The 16,979-nt window shown below is 69.2% G+C and carries 14 protein-coding genes; 8 read left to right on the plus strand and 6 right to left on the minus strand.

The annotated features are described in order from the left end of the window. Position 1: 1 nt before the first annotated feature. The 3 genes from KF708C_RS07010 to KF708C_RS07020 form a co-directional block, all read right to left on the minus strand. A complete protein-coding gene (locus KF708C_RS07010) occupies positions 2-985 on the minus strand; it encodes a homoserine kinase (RefSeq protein WP_020200895.1) in 984 nt (327 codons plus the stop codon). A gap of 237 nt (positions 986-1,222) precedes the next feature. Next, positions 1,223-1,651, minus strand: coding sequence for a DUF2782 domain-containing protein (locus KF708C_RS07015; protein WP_029043170.1), 429 nt, complete (start codon positions 1,649-1,651; stop codon positions 1,223-1,225). Between the two features lie 200 nt (positions 1,652-1,851). Continuing rightward, the gene (locus tag KF708C_RS07020) at positions 1,852-2,790 is read right to left on the minus strand and encodes a TIGR00730 family Rossman fold protein (RefSeq protein ID WP_081651299.1); all 939 of its coding nucleotides are present in this window, start codon (positions 2,788-2,790) and stop codon (positions 1,852-1,854) included. A 4-nt stretch (positions 2,791-2,794) separates the two neighbouring features. Between KF708C_RS07020 and polA the strand changes: the two genes are divergently transcribed. The 4 genes from polA (at position 2,795) to KF708C_RS07040 (ending at position 9,075) form a co-directional block, all read left to right on the plus strand. Next, a complete protein-coding gene (polA, locus tag KF708C_RS07025) occupies positions 2,795-5,608 on the plus strand; it encodes a DNA polymerase I (protein ID WP_059411298.1) in 2,814 nt (937 codons plus the stop codon). A gap of 177 nt (positions 5,609-5,785) precedes the next feature. After that, positions 5,786-7,114: an NAD(P)/FAD-dependent oxidoreductase gene (locus tag KF708C_RS07030; protein WP_029043167.1), complete on the plus strand. Its 1,329-nt coding sequence runs from the start codon at positions 5,786-5,788 to the stop codon at positions 7,112-7,114. A 100-nt stretch (positions 7,115-7,214) separates the two neighbouring features. Next, positions 7,215-8,087, plus strand: a complete 873-nt coding sequence (locus KF708C_RS07035) for a dienelactone hydrolase family protein (RefSeq protein ID WP_020200890.1) — start codon at positions 7,215-7,217, stop codon at positions 8,085-8,087. Between the two features lie 205 nt (positions 8,088-8,292). After that, on the plus strand, positions 8,293-9,075 hold the full coding sequence (locus KF708C_RS07040) for a ZIP family metal transporter (RefSeq protein ID WP_369796860.1): 783 nt from the start codon (positions 8,293-8,295) through the stop codon (positions 9,073-9,075). A 24-nt stretch (positions 9,076-9,099) separates the two neighbouring features. On the opposite strand, the gene KF708C_RS07045 is transcribed toward KF708C_RS07040, so the two are convergent. The 3 genes from KF708C_RS07045 to KF708C_RS07055 form a co-directional block, all read right to left on the minus strand. Then, entirely contained in the window at positions 9,100-9,957 is an 858-nt protein-coding gene (locus KF708C_RS07045; RefSeq protein WP_059411299.1) for a sulfurtransferase, read from the minus strand. A gap of 69 nt (positions 9,958-10,026) precedes the next feature. Further along, a complete protein-coding gene (locus tag KF708C_RS07050) occupies positions 10,027-10,956 on the minus strand; it encodes a DMT family transporter (protein ID WP_059411300.1) in 930 nt (309 codons plus the stop codon). Positions 10,957-11,220: 264 nt separating this feature from the next. Continuing rightward, positions 11,221-12,324 carry an aromatic ring-hydroxylating oxygenase subunit alpha gene (locus KF708C_RS07055; RefSeq protein ID WP_020200886.1) on the minus strand — a complete coding sequence of 368 codons (1,104 nt, stop codon included), beginning with the start codon at positions 12,322-12,324 and terminating at the stop codon, positions 11,221-11,223. Between the two features lie 354 nt (positions 12,325-12,678). Between KF708C_RS07055 and KF708C_RS07060 the strand changes: the two genes are divergently transcribed. The 4 genes from KF708C_RS07060 to folE2 all read left to right on the plus strand — a co-directional run bounded on the left by KF708C_RS07060 (position 12,679) and on the right by folE2 (position 16,955). Continuing rightward, positions 12,679-12,981, plus strand: a complete 303-nt coding sequence (locus KF708C_RS07060) for an exodeoxyribonuclease VII small subunit (protein ID WP_020423639.1) — start codon at positions 12,679-12,681, stop codon at positions 12,979-12,981. After that, complete coding sequence (locus KF708C_RS07065; RefSeq protein ID WP_059411301.1) at positions 12,978-13,898, plus strand: polyprenyl synthetase family protein; 921 nt, start codon at positions 12,978-12,980, stop codon at positions 13,896-13,898. Before KF708C_RS07060 ends, KF708C_RS07065 begins: the two co-directional genes overlap by 4 nt. A gap of 57 nt (positions 13,899-13,955) precedes the next feature. Beyond that, positions 13,956-15,866 (plus strand): 1-deoxy-D-xylulose-5-phosphate synthase, encoded by a 1,911-nt coding sequence (gene dxs, locus KF708C_RS07070; protein WP_020200883.1) that lies wholly within the window; start codon positions 13,956-13,958, stop codon positions 15,864-15,866. 285 nt (positions 15,867-16,151) lie between these two features. Next, positions 16,152-16,955, plus strand: a complete 804-nt coding sequence (folE2, locus tag KF708C_RS07075; protein WP_020200882.1) for a GTP cyclohydrolase FolE2 — start codon at positions 16,152-16,154, stop codon at positions 16,953-16,955. The last annotated feature ends 24 nt before the right edge of the window (positions 16,956-16,979 follow it).

The following is a 16,979-nucleotide window of genomic DNA, read 5'->3' on the forward strand; positions in this document are numbered from 1 at the left end:
CTCAGGTCCAGGGCAGCGCGGCGGCTTCGATGCGCCGGCGCAGGATGCGTTCGAAATGGGTCGGGTCGTGCGGCTGCAGCATGTCGGCCTCGCGCGGGAGGTAGAAGTCCCACAGGCGCGAGACCCAGAAACGCAGCGCGCCGGCGCGCAGCATGTCGCGCCAGCGTGCCGCCTCGACCGCACCCAGCGGCCTTACCGCATGATAGGCCCGCAGCAGCGCGCGGGCGCGCGTGTCGTCGAGCGCGCCGCTGGCCAGGTCGATGCACCAGTCGTTGACGGTGACGGCCAGGTCGAACAGCCACTTGTCGTTGCCGGCGAAGTAGAAGTCGAAGAAGCCGCCGAGCTTGTCGTGGCCGTGCCCGTCGGTCTCGAACAGGGCGTTGTCGCGGAACAGGTCGCAGTGGCAGGGGCCGCCCGGCAGCGCGGCGTAGTCGGCGCCGTGGAAGAAGGCGGCCTGGTGCGCCAGTTCCTGCTGCAGCAGCGCGCGCTGGCCGGCATCGAGGAACGGCAGGATCTCGGCCTCGGTCTGCTGCCACCACGGCAGGCTGCGCAGGTTGGGCTGCTGGCGCGGATAGCTCTGGCCGGCCAGGTGCATGCGCGCGAGCATGTCGCCGACCTCGGCGCAGTGCCCGGCCGCGGGCGCGAGCTGCGAGCTGCCCGGCAGGCGCGTGACGATGGTGGCCGGCTTGCCCTTGAGCGCGCGCAGGATCTCGCCGTCGCGGCCCGGCACCGGCGCCGGCACGCGGATGCCGTGCCCGGCCAGGTGGGCCATCAGGTGCAGGTAATACGGCAGCTGCGCGAAGGTCAGCCGCTCGAAGATGGTCAGCACGTACTCGTGCGTGCCATCCTCCCGCTCCGTGGTCAGGAAGAAATTGCTGTTCTCGATGCCCGAGGCGATGCCGCGCAATTCGCGCATTTCGCCCAGGTCGTAGTCAAGGAGCCAACTGGCGATCTCGTCCGGCGAGACCGTGGTGAATACGGCCATACTCTTTGTGTGAATCGAAACGGATGGCGGCGCGCGCAAACGCTTGCGCATCGCCGCGGCGTGGATGCCGGATGTTGCCGGCGCGGCCCCGCCGCGCTGGCCTGGCGGGGTCGTGGGAAATCGGAAAAGCGGTAGCCGGACGCGTCTCCGGGCGCAAGCGCCCGCGGCCGCATGCCGGCGTCATGGCCCGGAGGCCCCGCGCACGGGCCGGATTGCGCCATCCGGCCCGCGCATGGCTCAGAACTGCAGCACGTTGACCGACGGCACGCGGTTCATTTCGCGGTCGCGGATCTTCGGCGAGCTGTCCTCCGGCTTGCTCATCTGGTACTTGGTGCCGACCCCGGACTTGACCTCGATGTCCGTGGCCTGGCCTTTGTTGCGGTACTCCCGGATCTGCGTGCCGTCCGGCTCGTTGAGCTGGAAGCTCGGCTCGCGCGGCTGGTTGAGCTGCGTCTTGGCCGGCGGGGCGATCGGGCTGTTGTTGATCTCGTTGAGCTCTTGCTGGGTCAGCGCGCCGCCGACCTGTTCGGTGCCTTGTTGCGCCAGCGCCGCGAACGGCACGCCGAGCGCCAGCAGGACGGCGGCGGCCAGCATCCGGGCGGATGCCGGGAACGGCTGCTCCGGCGCGCCCGCGCTCGCGGCGGCCAGGAGGGAGGGGGAGGTCATTCAGGGCTCCTGTGCGATCCAGCAATCGGGCATGCTGCATCGCGAATGGCGCTGCAGCCCGGCGGCGCCGGGCTTTGGCAGTGGATCAGGCTTCCATTCTAGCAATTCCTGCCCGCGCCGGGCTCCCGCGGTGATCCGCCGGGCACCCGGGGGCGCGCGCCGGCCTGCCCGTGGCACGGCCGGCGGCATGACAGGCGGCACTACAGGTAGAACATCTCCTCCTTGGGCGGGATCGGGTTGTCGCCGCCGCGCTGCTCGTAGTATTCATATACCGCTTCGAGCACTTCATGCGGCTCGTCGACGATCTTCATCAGGTCGAGGTCGTGCTCGGCGATCAGGCCCATCGGCAGCAGCGTGAAGCGGAACCAGTCGAGCAGGCCCTTCCAGAAGCGGCTGCCGAACAGCACCACCGGCACCGCGCGCGACTTGCCGGTCTGCACCAGGGTCAGCACCTCGGCGAGTTCGTCGAGCGTGCCGAAGCCGCCCGGCATCACGATGAAGGCGTCCGAGTTCTTGACGAAAGTGACCTTGCGCGTGAAGAAGTGGCGAAAGCGCATGGCGATGTCCTGGTACGGATTGCCCTGCTGTTCGTGCGGCAGCTCGATGTTCAGGCCGACGCTGGCCGACTTGCCGGCGTGGGCGCCCTTGTTGGCGGCCTCCATGATGCCGGGGCCGCCGCCCGAGATCACGGCGAAGCCGGCGTCCGAGAACAGGCGCGCGATCTCGATGGTGCGCTGGTAGTACGGCGAATCCTCGCGCAGGCGCGCGCTGCCGTAGATCGACACCGCCGGGCGGATCTCCGAGAGGTACTCGGTCGCCTCGATGAACTCTGCCATAATCGTGAACATTTGCCACGAAGCGCGTGCTTTCTTTGCGGTGGCGCGGTCTTCGTCGGCCAGCGCGCGCAGGCTGGGAATCATCTTGCGCGGGTTGGCGCGGATGCCGGCGGCGGGGGACGTATCTCCGGGGCCCTCGGCAGCGGCGCTGACCGTCACGTTCACATCCATATCGGCCGCGGTGGTCATGCTGCCCTGCGCGGCCTGCTTGAGTGCCGCGGCCGGTTCGGCGGCGCCTGCCGCGTCCGAGCGGGGAGCGGCGTTCGCACCGCCTGCGGCGGCACCAGTCAATTTTGAGTCCATGGGAATGTCGGATAGTCCAAAAACACTCTTGCTCGTCGATGGGTCGAGCTATTTGTATCGCGCGTATCACGCCCTGCCGGACCTGAGGAACGCGGAGGGGCTGCCCACAGGGGCAATCTACGGCATGATCAATATGCTGCGCAAGCTGCGCAACGATTTTCCGGCAGAGTATAGCGCCTGCGTGTTCGACGCCAAGGGCAAGACCTTCCGCGACGATCTCTACCCCGCCTACAAGGAGCATCGCCCCTCGATGCCCGAGGATCTGGCCAGGCAGATCGAGCCGATCCACGACGCGGTGCGCGCGCTGGGCTGGCCCATCGTGGTGGTGGACGGCGTGGAGGCCGACGACGTGATCGGCACGCTGGCGCGCCAGGCCACCGCCGAGGGCATGCGCACGGTGGTCTCCACCGGCGACAAGGACCTCGCGCAACTGGTGGACGAGCATGTCACGCTGGTCAACACCATGAGCGGCGAGGTGCTCGACCCGCCCGGCGTGGTGGCCAAGTTCGGCGTGCCGCCGCAGCGCATCGTCGACTATCTCTCGCTGATCGGCGACGCGGTGGACAACGTGCCCGGCGTGCCCAAGGTGGGGCCCAAGACCGCGGTCAAGTGGCTGACCGAATACGGCACGCTCGACGACATCATGGCCAATGCCGCCGGCATCAAGGGCGTGGTCGGCGAGAACCTGCGCAACACGCTGGCGTGGCTGCCCAGGGCGCGCGAGCTGGTGACGGTCAAGACCGACTGCGACCTGACGGCCGCGCTGGGCGATTTCCACCATCTCAAGGACGCCGGCGAGGACAGGGAGAAGCTGGTCGAGTTCTTCTCGCGCTATGGCTTCAAGACCTGGCTGCGCGAAGCCACCGGCGAGAGCCTGCCCGATCCGCGCGCCCAGGCGCGCGCGCGCGCCGGCGAGCCGCTGCCGCAGGGTAGCGCGCAGGGGAATGGCCCGGCCGCCGGCCCGGCCCAGGGCGGGCTGTTCGATGCCGCGCCGGCGCAGATCCGCTACGAAGCCATCACCACCGAGGCCGAGCTGGAAGCATTCATGCGCCGCGTGGAAGCCGCGCCGCTGGTGGCCATCGACACCGAGACCACTTCGCTCGACCCGATGCAGGCGCAGATGGTCGGCATCTCGATGTCGATCGAGCCGGGCGAGGCGGTCTATATCCCGGTGGCCCACGCCGGCCCCGACGTGGTGGGCCTGGAAGGGCGCGGCCAGTTGTCGCGCGAGTTCGTGCTCGGGCGCATGCGCGCGTGGCTCGAAGACCCGTCGCGCGCCAAGCTCGGCCAGCATCTCAAGTACGACGTGCACGTGTTCGCCAACCACGGCGTGGCGCTGCGCGGCGTCGCGCACGACACCATGCTGCAGAGCTACGTGCTGGCCTCGCACCGCAACCACGGCATGGACAGCCTGGCCGAGCGCCTGCTCGGCCTCAAGACCATCACCTACGAGGAAGTGTGCGGCAAGGGCGTGAACCAGATCTGCTTCGACCAGATCGACATCGCGCGCGCCACCGAGTACGCCGCCGAGGATGCCGACGTCACGCTGCGCCTGCACCGCAACATGTACCCGCAGCTCGAGGCGCTGGACAAGCTGCTCTACGTCTACGAGAAGATCGAGATGCCGGTCTCGGTGGTGCTGCAGAAGATCGAGCGCAACGGCGTGCTGATCGACGCCGGGCGCCTGGCCGCGCAGAGCGCGCAGCTCGGCCAGCGCATGCTGGAGCTCGAGCAGGCCGCCTACGACGCGGCCGGCCAGCCGTTCAACCTCGGCTCGCCCAAGCAGATCGGCGAGATCCTGTTCGGCCAGATGAAGCTGCCGGTGGTCAAGAAGACCGCCAGCGGCGCGCCCTCCACCGACGAAGAGGTGCTGCAGAAGCTGGCCGAGGACTATCCGCTGCCCAAGCTGCTGCTGGACTACCGCGGCCTGTCCAAGCTCAAGTCCACCTATACCGACAAGCTGCCCAAGATGGTCAACGCGGCCACCGGGCGCGTGCACACCAGCTACGGGCAGGCTACCGCGGTGACGGGGCGCCTGGCCTCGACCGATCCCAACCTGCAGAACATCCCGGTGCGCACCGAGGAAGGCCGCCGCATCCGCGAGGCGTTCATCGCCGGCCCCGGCAACGTGATCGTCTCGGCCGACTACTCGCAGATCGAGCTGCGCATCATGGCCCATATCTCGGGCGACGAGAACCTGACGCGCGCGTTCGCCGAAGGCGCGGACGTGCACCGCGCCACCGCCGCGGAAATCTTCGGCGTGGACCCGGCCGCGGTCAGCAGCGAGCAGCGCCGCTACGCCAAGGTCATCAACTTCGGCCTGATCTACGGCATGAGCGCGTTCGGCCTGGCCAGCAACCTCGGCATCGAGCGCGAGGCCGCGCGGCACTACATCGACCGCTATTTCATGCGCTATCCGGGCGTGGCGCACTACATGGAAGAGACGCGCCAGACCGCGCGCGAGCAGGGTTTCGTCGAGACCGTGTTCGGCCGCCGCCTGTGGCTGCCGGACATCAACGGCGGCAACGGCCCGCGCCGCCAGGGCGCCGAGCGCGCGGCCATCAACGCGCCGATGCAGGGCACCGCGGCCGACCTCATCAAGCTGTCGATGATCGCCGTGCAGGACTGGCTCGAGGCGGACCGGCTCGGCACGCGCCAGATCATGCAGGTGCACGACGAACTGGTGCTGGAAGTCCCCGAGGCGGAGCTGGCGCTGGTCAAGGTCAGGCTGCCGGAGCTGATGTGCAACGTGGCGAAGCTGCGCGTGCCGCTGGTGGCCGAAGTGGGCAGCGGCAGCAACTGGGAAGAAGCGCACTGAGCGCCGGGCCCGCCCACGCGCGCCGCCGTGCCTGCATCCGGTTTCGATTGAAGCGACCGCTGAATCGGTGAATGGCGGCTTGCCAGTCCTGCTGCCGTGCAGCAGACTGGCGCCAAGGCCCGGCCGGTCCGCGCGCGCCGGCCGGGCAACAAGCCTATCGACGACACTGGGTAGATCATGAGTACAGAGGCAAGGGCGCATCGCATCATCGTGGTCGGCGGTGGCGCGGGCGGGCTGGAACTGGTCACGCGGCTGGGCGATAAGCTCGGCAAGAGCGGGGCCGCGCAGGTGGTGCTGGTGGACCGCTCGCCGACCCACATCTGGAAGCCGCTGCTGCATGAAGTCGCCGCCGGCAGCATGGACCCCAACACCCACCAGCTCGAATACGTGGCGCAGGCGCGCTGGCACGACTTCGAGTTCCAGCAGGGCGAGCTGACCGGCATCGACCGCGCCCGCAAGACCATCTCGGTGGCCGCCTGCGTCGACCTCGACGGCATGGAGCTGCTGCCCGCGCGCGAGCTGCCCTACGACACGCTGGTGCTGGCGATCGGCTGCGTCACGCATTTCTTCGGCGTGCCGGGCGCCGCCGCCAACGCCATCGCGCTCGACACCGTGGCGCAGGCCGAACGCTTCCGCCGCCGCCTGATCGCGGCCTGCGTGCGCGCGCAGAACGGCGGCGGGCGCGTCGGCGCGGACGGGCGGCCGTGCGTGGACGTGGCCATCATCGGCGCCGGCGCCACTGGCGTGGAACTGTCGGCGGAGCTGCGCAACACCGCGCACGTGCTGAGCGCCTACGGCCTGCACCAGCTCGACCCGCGCCGCGACGTGCGCATCCACGTGATCGAGGCCGGCCCGCGCATCCTGCCGGCGCTGTCCGAGCGCGTCTCCACCGAGACCACCAAGCTGCTGCACAAGCTCGGCATCGACGTCTTCACCGCCGAGCGCGTCACCGAGGTCACCACGGACGCGGTGCTGACCGCCAGCGGCAAGCGCATCGACGCCGACCTGACGGTGTGGGCGGCCGGCATCACCGCGCCGCCGGTGCTGGCCACGCTCGGCCTGCCGGTCAGCCGCATGGGGCAGATCGTGGTGGGGCCCACGCTGCAGAGCGAGACCGATCCGGACATCTTCGCCTTCGGCGACTGCGCCAGTTGCCCGTGGCCGGAGAAGCAGGGCACGGTGCCGCCGCGCGCCCAGGCCGCGCACCAGCAGGCCACCTTCCTCTACGGCGCGCTGTGCGCGCGCCTGGCCGGCAAGCCGCTGCCGGCGTTCCAGTTCAAGGACCTGGGCTCGCTGGTGTCGCTCGGGCATTTCAGCGCGGTGGGCAGCCTGATGGGCGGGCTGATCGGCGGCTCGATGTTCATCGAGGGGCTGATGGCGCGCGTGATGTACACCTCGCTGTACCGCATGCACGTGCTGGCGCTGCACGGCGCCGTGCGCATGGCGCTCGATACCGTGACCCACTGGCTGCGCAGCAAGACCAGCCCGCGCGTGAAGCTGCACTGAGGGTTGAGAGCAGGGTGGGGCAGGGCGCGCGGCTCCGGCGTGCGCGGTACGCCATGTTTGCTTAGAATCGGTCTCCCCAACCCGCCAAGCAGGAGACCTCATGCTGAAGCCTGAAGTGGAAAGCCTCGTACCCGGACAGTCCTTCGACCGCCGGGCGTTCGTCAAGACCGCGCTGGGCTCGGCATTCGCCGCCGCTGTCCTGCCGGTGTCGGCGCAGACCATCAAGACCGACTTCGCCGGGCTCACCGCCGGCGAAGTCACCATCGCCTCAAGCGGCTTCAACATGCCGGCCTACCGCGCCCAGCCCGAAGGCAAGACCAACCTGCCGGTGGTGCTGGTGGTGAGCGAGATTTTCGGCGTGCACGAGCATATCGCCGACATCTGCCGGCGCTTCGCCAAGCTGGGCTACCTGGCCATCGCGCCCGAGCTGTTCGCGCGCCAGGGCGACCCGAACAGCTTCGGCACCTTGCAGGAATTGCAGACCCAGTTGATCGCCAAGGTGCCGGACGCGCAGGTGCTGGGCGACCTCGACGCCGCCGCGGCGTGGGCCTTCGCCAATGGCGGCGACGCCGGCCGGCTGGCCATCACCGGCTTTTGCTGGGGCGGGCGCGTCGCCTGGCTGTACGCCGCGCGCAACCGGCAGCTCAAGGCCGCCGTGGCCTGGTACGGCCAGCTCGTGGGCGAGCCCAGCGCGCTCAAGCCGCGCAACCCGGTCGACGTGGCCGGCGAGCTCAAGGTGCCGGTGCTGGGCCTGTACGGCGCCAAGGACACCGGCATCACGCAGGAGCACGTGGCGCGGATGAAGGCGGCGCTGGCCGCCGCGGACAATGCCAACGCCCGCGCGTCCGTGTTTGTGGTGTATCCGGATGCCGGCCATGCGTTCAACGCCGACTACCGGCCGAGCTACGTCGCCGCCGACGCCAAGGACGGCTGGCAGCGCTGCCTGGCGTGGTTCAGGCAGCACGGCGTGTAATCGCATGTAATTGCGCGTAATCACGCGCAGGGGTGGCCGGCGGACGCGGCATTTGCAAAGTCGGCGCCAATCTACGTACAATGCGGGCTTCGTTTCTTGCAACACTGTTGCGTTTGAGGCCGGTGCCGCTCCCCGTGGGGCGCATCGCCGGTCCCGGGAGCCCATCATCGATTCCACCCTTGCCTACATCCTGCTGGCCGCCACCATCTCCGGGGTGGGCAGTATCTTCGGAGCGGCGCTGCTGTCGCTGACGGTGGCCTCGCGCGTGGTGGAGCGCATGGTGAGCTTCTCGGTCGGGGTGCTGCTGGCCACCGCGCTGCTGCATTCGCTGCCGGAGGCGTTCGAGTCGGGCGCCGATCCGCGCGCGCTGTTCGGCACGCTGCTGGCCGGCCTGCTGGGCTTCTTCCTGCTGGAAAAGATCGCGCTGCTGCGCCACTCGCACCACCACGAGGGCGACGGGCACCACCACCACCACGGCCACGACCGCGAGGAAGCCGGGCGCAGCGGCCTGACCATCCTGGTCGGCGACACCTTCCACAATTTCGCCGACGGCATCGTGATCGCCGCTGCCTTCCTGGCCGATCCGCACATCGGCCTGGTCACGGCGCTGGCCATCGCCGCGCACGAGATCCCGCAGGAAGTGGGCGACTTCATCGTGCTGCTCAATGCGGGCTTCTCGAAGGTGCGCGCGTTCGCCTTCAACCTGCTGTCGAGCCTGGCGGCCATCGCCGGCGGGCTGGTCGGGTACTACCTGCTCGACCAGATGAGCGGCTGGATTCCCTACGTGCTGGTGATCGCCTCGAGCAGCTTCGTCTACATCGCCGTGAGCGACCTGATGCCGCAGATGCAGCGCAAGCCGCGCTGGCGCGAGTCGATCATCCAGATGGTGCTGGTGGCGGCCGGGATCGGCGCCATCTTCTTCATCACCAACGGCGTGCATGAAGGCCACGGCCACGGCCGCGCGCACGCGGCGGCGGCCGGCAAGTAAGCCGCGCGGGCCGCGCGCGGGGCGCTAGGCGCCGCTGGCCACCGGCCGCGCCGGGTCGGCGCACCATTCGCTCCAGGAGCCCGGATACAGGGCGGCGCCGCGCAGGCCCGCCACTTCCAGCGCCAGCAGGTTGTGGCAGGCGGTCACGCCGGAGCCGCACTGCATGATGGCCGCGCTGGCCGGGGTGGCGCCCAGCACCTGGGCGAATTCCTCGCGCAGCGTGGCCGCCGGCTTGAAGCTGCCGTCGGCCCGCAGGTTGTCCTTGAAGAAGCGGTTGGCCGCGCCGGGAATGTGCCCGCCGACCGGATCCAGCGTCTCGTTCTCGCCGCGGAAGCGGTCGGGCGCGCGCGCGTCCACCACCAGCCGGCGCGGCGCGTCCAGGTTGGCGAGCACCAGGTCCGCATCCACCGTGGCCGCCAGCGAGGCCTTGCGCGTGAAGTCGCCGGGCGTCTCCGGCTCGGGCGCGGTGCCCGCTTCCAGCGGCAGGCCGGCCGCCACCCACGCATTCCTGCCGCCGTCCAGCACCGCCACGGCCTCGTGGCCCAGCCAGCGCAGCAGCCACCACAGGCGCGCCGCGAACATGCCGCCCTGGGCATCGTAGGCCACCACCTGGCTGCCGGTGCCGACGCCGAGCGCGCGCAGGCGCGCGGCCAGCGTGTCGGGGTCGGGCAGCGGGTGGCGGCCGTTGCTGCCGGTCTTGGCGCCGGACAGCTCGTTGTCCAGGTGCAGGTAGAACGCGCCCGGCAGGTGGCCGGCGTGGTAAGCCTCGCGGCCGGCGGCCGGGTTTGCCAGGTCGAAGGTGCAGTCGATCACGACGCCGTGGCGGCCGCTGCCTTCGCGCAGCGCGCGCAGGTCCTGGCAGGAAATCAGGGTGGTGAACATGGAATGGCCTCTGGTTGGAAATGCACAGGGGCGCGCCCGCGCGCGGGGCATGGCGCGCCACGGTCGATGCTACACCTCGGGATGGACTTCCGCCTCGGGCGAGCGCAGCGGCGTGGCGCTGGTGGGCTGCCTGCCGGCGGTGTCCTCGCGCGCGCGCGTCAGCGTGGTGGCGATGCCGCTGGCGATGATCAGCGCCATGCCCAGCCACGACAGCCAGTTGAGCTTGTCGCTCCAGACCAGCATGCCCCACAGGCTCGAGAACACGATGCCCGCGTATTGCAGGTTGGCCGTGAGCAGCGTGTTGCCGCGCTTGTAGGCGCGCGTCATGGCGGTCTGCCCCAGCGTGGCGAGGATGCCGATGCCCAGCAGCAGCGCCGCGCCGTGCCAGCTATGGGGGCGGACGCCGCCGATCAGCATCCAGCCCAGGCCCACCACCATGCCCACCGCCGAGAAATAGAACACGATGCGGCCTTCCGGCTCGCCCAGCTGCCCGAGCTGGCGCACCTCCACGTAGGCCAGCGCGGTGAAGATGCCCGAGATCAGCCCGATCAGGCCGCCGGTGAGCTGGTCCTTGCCGACCGACGGCTGCAGCAGGCACAGCACGCCGGCGAACGACATCAGGATGGCGCCGATCAGCTTGCGGTCCGCGCCGGCCCCGCGCGTGCCGGCCAGCGCCGCGCCGGCGCCCAGGATCAGCGCGATCCACACCGGCGACATGTAGTTCAGCGTCATCGCGGTGGCCAGCGGCAGCAGCGTGATCGAGGTGAACCACAGCAGCAGCGCGGTCACGCCGAACAGGCTGCGCTTGATGTGCATGACCATGTGCGGCGTGCGCACCGAGACGCCCGAGCCCGCCAGCACCACCCACATGATGGCCACGCTGACCGCGCTGCGGTAGAACACGATCTCGCCGGTGGTGTACAGCTCGGATGCCAGCTTGACGCCCACCCCCATCAGAGAAAAGGCGAAGGCGGCGAACAGCATCCAGAGCGATTGCATGGCGGGGCGACAGGGAAGGAATGGACAGCGCACGGGCCCGGCCGGCCCCGGGGCGGGGCGGCCATGCCCGCGAAAGGCTTCGCGGCGGCGAATGGCCCGCGCGGCGCGGCGAGACGCCGGGCGCAGCCGGGCGCACGCGGGAAGCGGAGATTGTAGCAGCGCGAGTGCACTGCAACAAAGGCAAAACGGACCGCCTGGGCGGTCCGTTCCGTTGGTTTTGCGCATCAGGCCGCAGTCGCGGCCGTCAGGTCCCCGGTCCGCAATTCACCCGGTGAAGGACATGGCGCGGCGATACCATTCGTGGAAATGCTGCATGCCGTCTTCCATCGGCGACTGGTAGGGGCCGGTTTCGCTGACGCCGCGCTTGAGCAGGGCGCGCCGGCCGGCATCCATGCGCTCGGCGATCTCGTCGTCCTCGATGCAGGTTTCCATGTAGGCGGCGCGCTCCGCCTCGACGAACTCGCGCTCGAACAGCACGATTTCCTCGGGGTAGTAGAACTCCACCACGTTGCGGGTCTTGTCCGGACCGAGCGGATGCAGCGTGGACACCACCAGCACGTTCGGATACCACTCCACCATGATGTTGGGGTAGTAGGTCAGCCAGACCGCGCCGTACTTGGGCAGCTGGCCGTTGTTGAAGCGCAGCACCGCGTCGTGCCATTTCTGGTACGTCGGGCTGCCGGGCCGCTTCAGGCCGGCGTGCAGGCCCACGGTCTGGACGCTGTGCCAGTCGCCGAACTCCCAGCTCAGGTCGTCGCACGAGACGAAGCTGCCCAGGCCGGGGTGGAACGGCACGACGTGGTAGTCCTCCAGATAGACCTCGATGAAGGTCTTCCAGTTGTAGTTGCACTCGTGGATCTCGACGTGGTCGAGCATGTAGCCGTCGAAGTTCAGGTCCTGGGCCACGCCCAGGCGCGCAAGGTCGGCGCGCACGTCGCGCTCGCCCTCGAACAGCAGCCCGTTCCAGTTCTGCAGCGGCGAGCGGTTCAGGTGCACGCACGGCTGCTTGTCGAAGTGCGGCGCGCCGAGCAGGTCGCCCTTCAGGTCGTAGGTCCAGCGGTGCAGCGGGCAGACGATGTTCTGCGCGTTGCCGCGGCCGTTGAGCATGATGGCCTGCCGGTGGCGGCAGACGTTGGACAGGAGCTCGATCCCGTCCGCGTTGCGCACCAGGATGCGGCCTTCTTCCTCGGCCGCGAGCGCCTGGTAGTCGCCCGTTTCGGGGACCATCAGTTCATGGCCGACGTAGCCCGGGCCCTTCTTGAACAGCAGTTCCAGTTCTTGTTGATGCAGCGCCTCGTCGAAGTAGACGTTGACGGGCAGTTGCGAATCAGCCGGCACCAGTTTCAGCGCGGTGCTGAGATTGGACATTATCCCCACTCCCTATGACAGGCGAAAGCAGTGAACAACCCAACCATCGAAAAGAAATCGATTTGGGAAAGACAGTCAGCGGCGCCCGGACCTGCTTCCCGGCCCCGGCGTGAGATGGCGCTGACGAACCGCGGATTGTACCCGAGCCAAAAAGTTAAGGGACTGATTATTTTGCCTTTTTAGCGAAAAAGTCGACCCGGGTCGTCATGGAGGTGCCGTTCCGGGCGCATTCGGAAAGACGACCCAAGCGCACAAGTCACTTTCCGGCAACGCTGCCGCGCGAGCGTGAGCATGGATGCGGCCAATCTCGCGCTTTGGCGTAAAATCCCAGCTTCCCCAGATTCATTGCCCGCAATGCCAAAGACTACGAGCTCCCCGGCCCAGCCCGGAACGGCCTCGGCCGACCAGCGGTCCGCCACCGCGACGCCAGCATCCTACGAGGCCGCCCTGGCCGAACTGGAGGCGCTGGTGGCCAGCATGGAAGGCGGCGCGCTGCCGCTGGAAGATTCGCTGGCGGCGTACAAGCGCGGCGCGGAACTGGTGAAGTACTGCCAGCAGACGCTGGAGCGCGTGGAACAGCAGGTCAAGGTGCTGGATGGCGACGTGCTCAAGAGCGCGCCCGCCGAAGCCGCCGCGGTGCCGGGAGAGCAGGAATGAGCGAATCCAGGCAGAATCCCGACGCGGGCGATTTCGCCGGCTGGATGCGCGCCCGTGGCGCCCGCACCGAACAGGCCCTCGAAGCCGAGCTGCCGGCCGTCGATGCCGTGCCGGCCAGGCTGCACGACGCGATGCGGTATGCTGTGCTCGGCGGCGGCAAGCGCGTGCGGCCGCTGCTGGTGCATGCCGCCGGCGAAGTGGCCGGCGCGGCACCCGAGGCCTGCGATGCGGCGGCCTGCGCGGTGGAGATGATCCACGCGTACTCGCTGGTGCATGACGACATGCCGTGCATGGACGACGACGACCTGCGCCGCGGCCGTCCCACCGTGCACAAGGCTTATGATGAAGCGACGGCGCTGCTGGTGGGCGACGCGCTGCAGACCCAGGCGTTCATGGTGCTGGCCGAATCGGCCTCGCTGGCCTCGCTCGATGCCGCCGCGCGCATGCGCCTGGTGGCGGAGCTGGCCCGGGCCTCGGGCTCGGTCGGCATGGCCGGCGGGCAGGCCATCGACCTGCAGCACGTCGGCCTGGCCATGTCGCTCGACGAACTCGAGGCGATGCACCGCATGAAGACCGGTGCCCTGCTGCGCGCCAGCGTGCGCATGGGCGCCTGCTGCGGCAGCGTGGACGAGGCCGGCCTGGCCGCGCTCGACCGCTATGCCGCGGCGGTCGGGCTGGCGTTCCAGGTGGTGGACGATATCCTCGACGTGACCGCGGATACCGCCACGCTGGGCAAGACCGCCGGCAAGGACGCCGCCAACGACAAGCCGACCTACGTCTCGCTGATGGGCCTCGAGCCCGCCCGCGAGCTGGCCGCGAAACTGCGCGCCACGGCGCACGAGGCGCTGGCGGTGTTCGGCGCGCGCGCCAAACGCCTGGGCGAACTGGCCGATCTGATCGTGCTGCGCTCGAACTGAAATGATAAGTAGAAAACCGACAACCGGGCACAAGAATCCGGCCGCCGAACGGACATCATGACCTACGCACTGCTTAAAACCATAGACGACCCCGCCGCCCTTCGCAGGCTGGACCGGCGCCAGCTCCAGACGCTGGCCGACGAACTCCGCGCCTACGTGCTCGAATCCGTGTCCCAGACCGGCGGCCACCTGTCGTCCAACCTCGGCACGGTCGAGCTGACCATCGCCCTGCACTATGTGTTCGATACCCCGGAAGACCGCGTGGTATGGGACGTGGGCCACCAGAGCTACCCGCACAAGATCCTGACCGGGCGGCGCGACCGCATGCACTCGCTGCGCCAGTGGGGCGGCATCTCGGGCTTCCCGCGCCGCGCCGAAAGCGAATACGACACCTTCGGCACCGCGCACTCGTCCACCTCGATCTCGGCCGCGCTCGGCATGGCGCTGGGCGCGCGCACGCAGGGCGAGCAGCGCGTGTCGATCGCCGTGATCGGCGACGGCGCGATGACCGCCGGCATGGCCTTCGAGGCCATGAACAACGCCGGCGTCTACAAGGACCTGCCGCTGCTGGTGGTGCTCAACGACAACGACATGTCGATCTCGCCCCCGGTCGGCATGCTCAACCGCCACCTCGCGCGCCTGATGAGCGGCCAGTTCTACGCCTCGACCAAGAAGCACATCGAGCGCGTGCTGTCGGTGGCGCCGCCGGTGCTGGAATTCGCCAAGCGCTTCGAGGAACATGCCAAGGGCATGATGGTGCCGGCCACCATGTTCGAGGAGTTCGGCTTCAACTACATCGGCCCGATCGACGGGCACGACCTCGAATCGCTGGTGCCGACGCTGCAGAACATCCGCAAGCGCGCGCTCGAAGGCGGCGGCCCGCAGTTCCTGCACGTGGTCACCAAGAAGGGCCAGGGCTACAAGCTGGCCGAGGCCGACCCGATCCTGTACCACGGCCCGGGCAAGTTCAACCCGGCCGAAGGAATCCGCCCGTCGGCCAAGCCCGCGCGCAAGACCTACACCCAGGTCTTCGGCGACTGGCTGTGCGACATGGCCGCGGCCGACCCGCGCCTGGTGGGCGTGACGCCGGCCATGCGCGAAGGCTCGGGCATGGTGGAGTTCGAGAAGCGCTTCCCGGACCGCTACTACGACGTGGGCATCGCCGAGCAGCACGCGGTGACGTTCGCCGGCGGCCTGGCCTGCGAGGGCCTCAAGCCGGTGGTGGCGATCTATTCCACGTTCCTGCAGCGCGGCTACGACCAGCTGATCCACGACGTGGCGCTGCAGAACCTGCCGGTGGTGTTCGCGCTCGACCGCGCCGGCCTGGTCGGCGCCGACGGCGCCACCCACGCGGGCGCCTACGACATCGCCTTCCTGCGCTGCATCCCCAACATGATGGTGATGGCGCCGGCCGACGAGAACGAATGCCGCCAGTTGCTGACCACCGCGTTCCAGCAGGACTGCCCGACCGCCGTGCGCTATCCGCGCGGCGCCGGCGCCGGCGTGGCGACCGAGGCGGCGCTGACCGCGCTGCCGGTGGGCAAGGGCGAGATGCGCCGCGCCAGCGGCGCGCGCGCCGGCCAGCGCGTGGCCATCCTGGCGTTCGGCTCGATGCTGCACCCGGCGCTGGCCGCGGCCGAGGCGCTCGACGCCTCGGTGGCCAACATGCGCTTCATCAAGCCGCTCGACGTTGAGCTGGTCAAGAAGCTGGCGCACGAGCACGACTACCTGGTCACGGTCGAGGAAGGCAGCGTGATGGGCGGCGCCGGCAGCGCGGTGCTCGAGGCGCTGGCCGCCGCCGGCCTCGCCGTGCCGGTGCTGCAGCTCGGGCTGCCCGACCGCTTCATCGACCACGGCGATCCCGCCTTCCTGCTTTCGCAGTGCGGGCTCGACGCGCCGGGCATCGAGCAGTCGGTGCGCGAGCGCTTCAAGCTGGCCCAGGCCACGGTCGCCACGCGCGCGGCCTGACCTGCGCGCCACGCATGCCCGCCGCCGGCGGGCATGCGGTGTTCCCCGCGATGCCGCCCGCGCGGCCCGCCTTTCTCCCGCCTCCCGCCTTCCCGGCATCCCGCGCTTGGTGTGCGGGTATCGCCGCCCTCCCGGCAGCCCCGGGCGATTTCCCTTAAAATCCGAAGTTCTGTGTTCGCAGCTGCGGGAGGCATCGGTTGCCGTCGCCCGCGGTTTCACACTCGTTGCGCGGCAGTGTTGTCTGCGAAAAATGCCGCGACCGTAGAGGAAACCTAGGAATCCGGTATGAATGACATCAATCCCGCCTTCGTGATGCCCGACGTGCAGTCGAGCCTCGACACCCGCCAGATCCCCATTCAGCGGGTCGGCGTGAAGGGCGTGCGCTATCCGCTGTCGCTGAAGACCCCGGCCGGCGTGCAGGCCACCGTGGGCACCTTCAACCTCGACGTGCACCTGCCGGCGGACCAGAAGGGCACGCACATGTCGCGTTTCGTGGCGCTGCTCGAGGAAGAGCGCGAGCCGCTCGAGCTCGCCGGCTTTCGCCGCCTGCTCGACAAGATGCTGCTCAAGCTCGAAGCCGAGGCCGGCCGCATCGAAGTCACCTTCCCGTATTTCATCAACAAGGTCGCGCCGGTGTCGGGCGTGCAGTCGCTGATGGACTACGAGGTTACGCTGGTCGGCGAAGTGCGCGGCGGCGCGGCCAAGGTGTTTCTCAAGGCGCTGGTGCCCGTCACCAGCCTGTGCCCGTGCTCGAAGAAGATCTCGCAGTACGGCGCGCACAACCAGCGCTCGCACATCACCATGAACGTCGAGCTGGCGGGCGACCTGCCGGTGGAGGCACTGGTGCGCATGGCCGAGGAAGAAGCCTCGTGCGAGCTGTGGGGCCTGCTCAAGCGGCCGGACGAGAAGTTCGTCACCGAGCGCGCCTACGAAAACCCGAAGTTCGTCGAGGACCTGGTGCGCGACATCGCCATGCGCCTCAACGCGGACGAGCGCATCGTGGCCTACGTGCTCGAGGCGGAGAACTTCGAGTCCATCCACAATCACAGCGCCTACGCCGTGATCGAGCGCGACAAGCGCGTCGCCTGATCCGGGCTGCCGCCGCCGGCCTTG

The sequence above is a fragment of the Cupriavidus basilensis genome, from assembly GCF_000876015.1.
GTDB lineage: Bacteria > Pseudomonadota > Gammaproteobacteria > Burkholderiales > Burkholderiaceae > Cupriavidus > Cupriavidus basilensis_B.

Excerpts from the sequence above, each read along its gene's own strand:
- KF708C_RS07065 (WP_059411301.1), top strand. The coding sequence starts at position 12,978 with ATGAGCGAATCCAGGCAGAATCCCGACGCGGGCGATTTCGCCGGCTGG.
- KF708C_RS07035 (WP_020200890.1), top strand. The coding sequence starts at position 7,215 with ATGCTGAAGCCTGAAGTGGAAAGCCTCGTACCCGGACAGTCCTTCGAC.
- KF708C_RS07055 (WP_020200886.1), bottom strand. The coding sequence starts at position 12,324 with ATGTCCAATCTCAGCACCGCGCTGAAACTGGTGCCGGCTGATTCGCAA.
- KF708C_RS07050 (WP_059411300.1), bottom strand. The coding sequence starts at position 10,956 with ATGCAATCGCTCTGGATGCTGTTCGCCGCCTTCGCCTTTTCTCTGATG.
- folE2 (WP_020200882.1), top strand. The coding sequence starts at position 16,152 with ATGAATGACATCAATCCCGCCTTCGTGATGCCCGACGTGCAGTCGAGC.
- dxs (WP_020200883.1), top strand. The coding sequence starts at position 13,956 with ATGACCTACGCACTGCTTAAAACCATAGACGACCCCGCCGCCCTTCGC.
- KF708C_RS07010 (WP_020200895.1), bottom strand. The coding sequence starts at position 985 with ATGGCCGTATTCACCACGGTCTCGCCGGACGAGATCGCCAGTTGGCTC.
- polA (WP_059411298.1), top strand. The coding sequence starts at position 2,795 with ATGTCGGATAGTCCAAAAACACTCTTGCTCGTCGATGGGTCGAGCTAT.
- KF708C_RS07015 (WP_029043170.1), bottom strand. The coding sequence starts at position 1,651 with ATGACCTCCCCCTCCCTCCTGGCCGCCGCGAGCGCGGGCGCGCCGGAG.
- KF708C_RS07045 (WP_059411299.1), bottom strand. The coding sequence starts at position 9,957 with ATGTTCACCACCCTGATTTCCTGCCAGGACCTGCGCGCGCTGCGCGAA.
- KF708C_RS07020 (WP_081651299.1), bottom strand. The coding sequence starts at position 2,790 with ATGGACTCAAAATTGACTGGTGCCGCCGCAGGCGGTGCGAACGCCGCT.
- KF708C_RS07060 (WP_020423639.1), top strand. The coding sequence starts at position 12,679 with ATGCCAAAGACTACGAGCTCCCCGGCCCAGCCCGGAACGGCCTCGGCC.
- KF708C_RS07030 (WP_029043167.1), top strand. The coding sequence starts at position 5,786 with ATGAGTACAGAGGCAAGGGCGCATCGCATCATCGTGGTCGGCGGTGGC.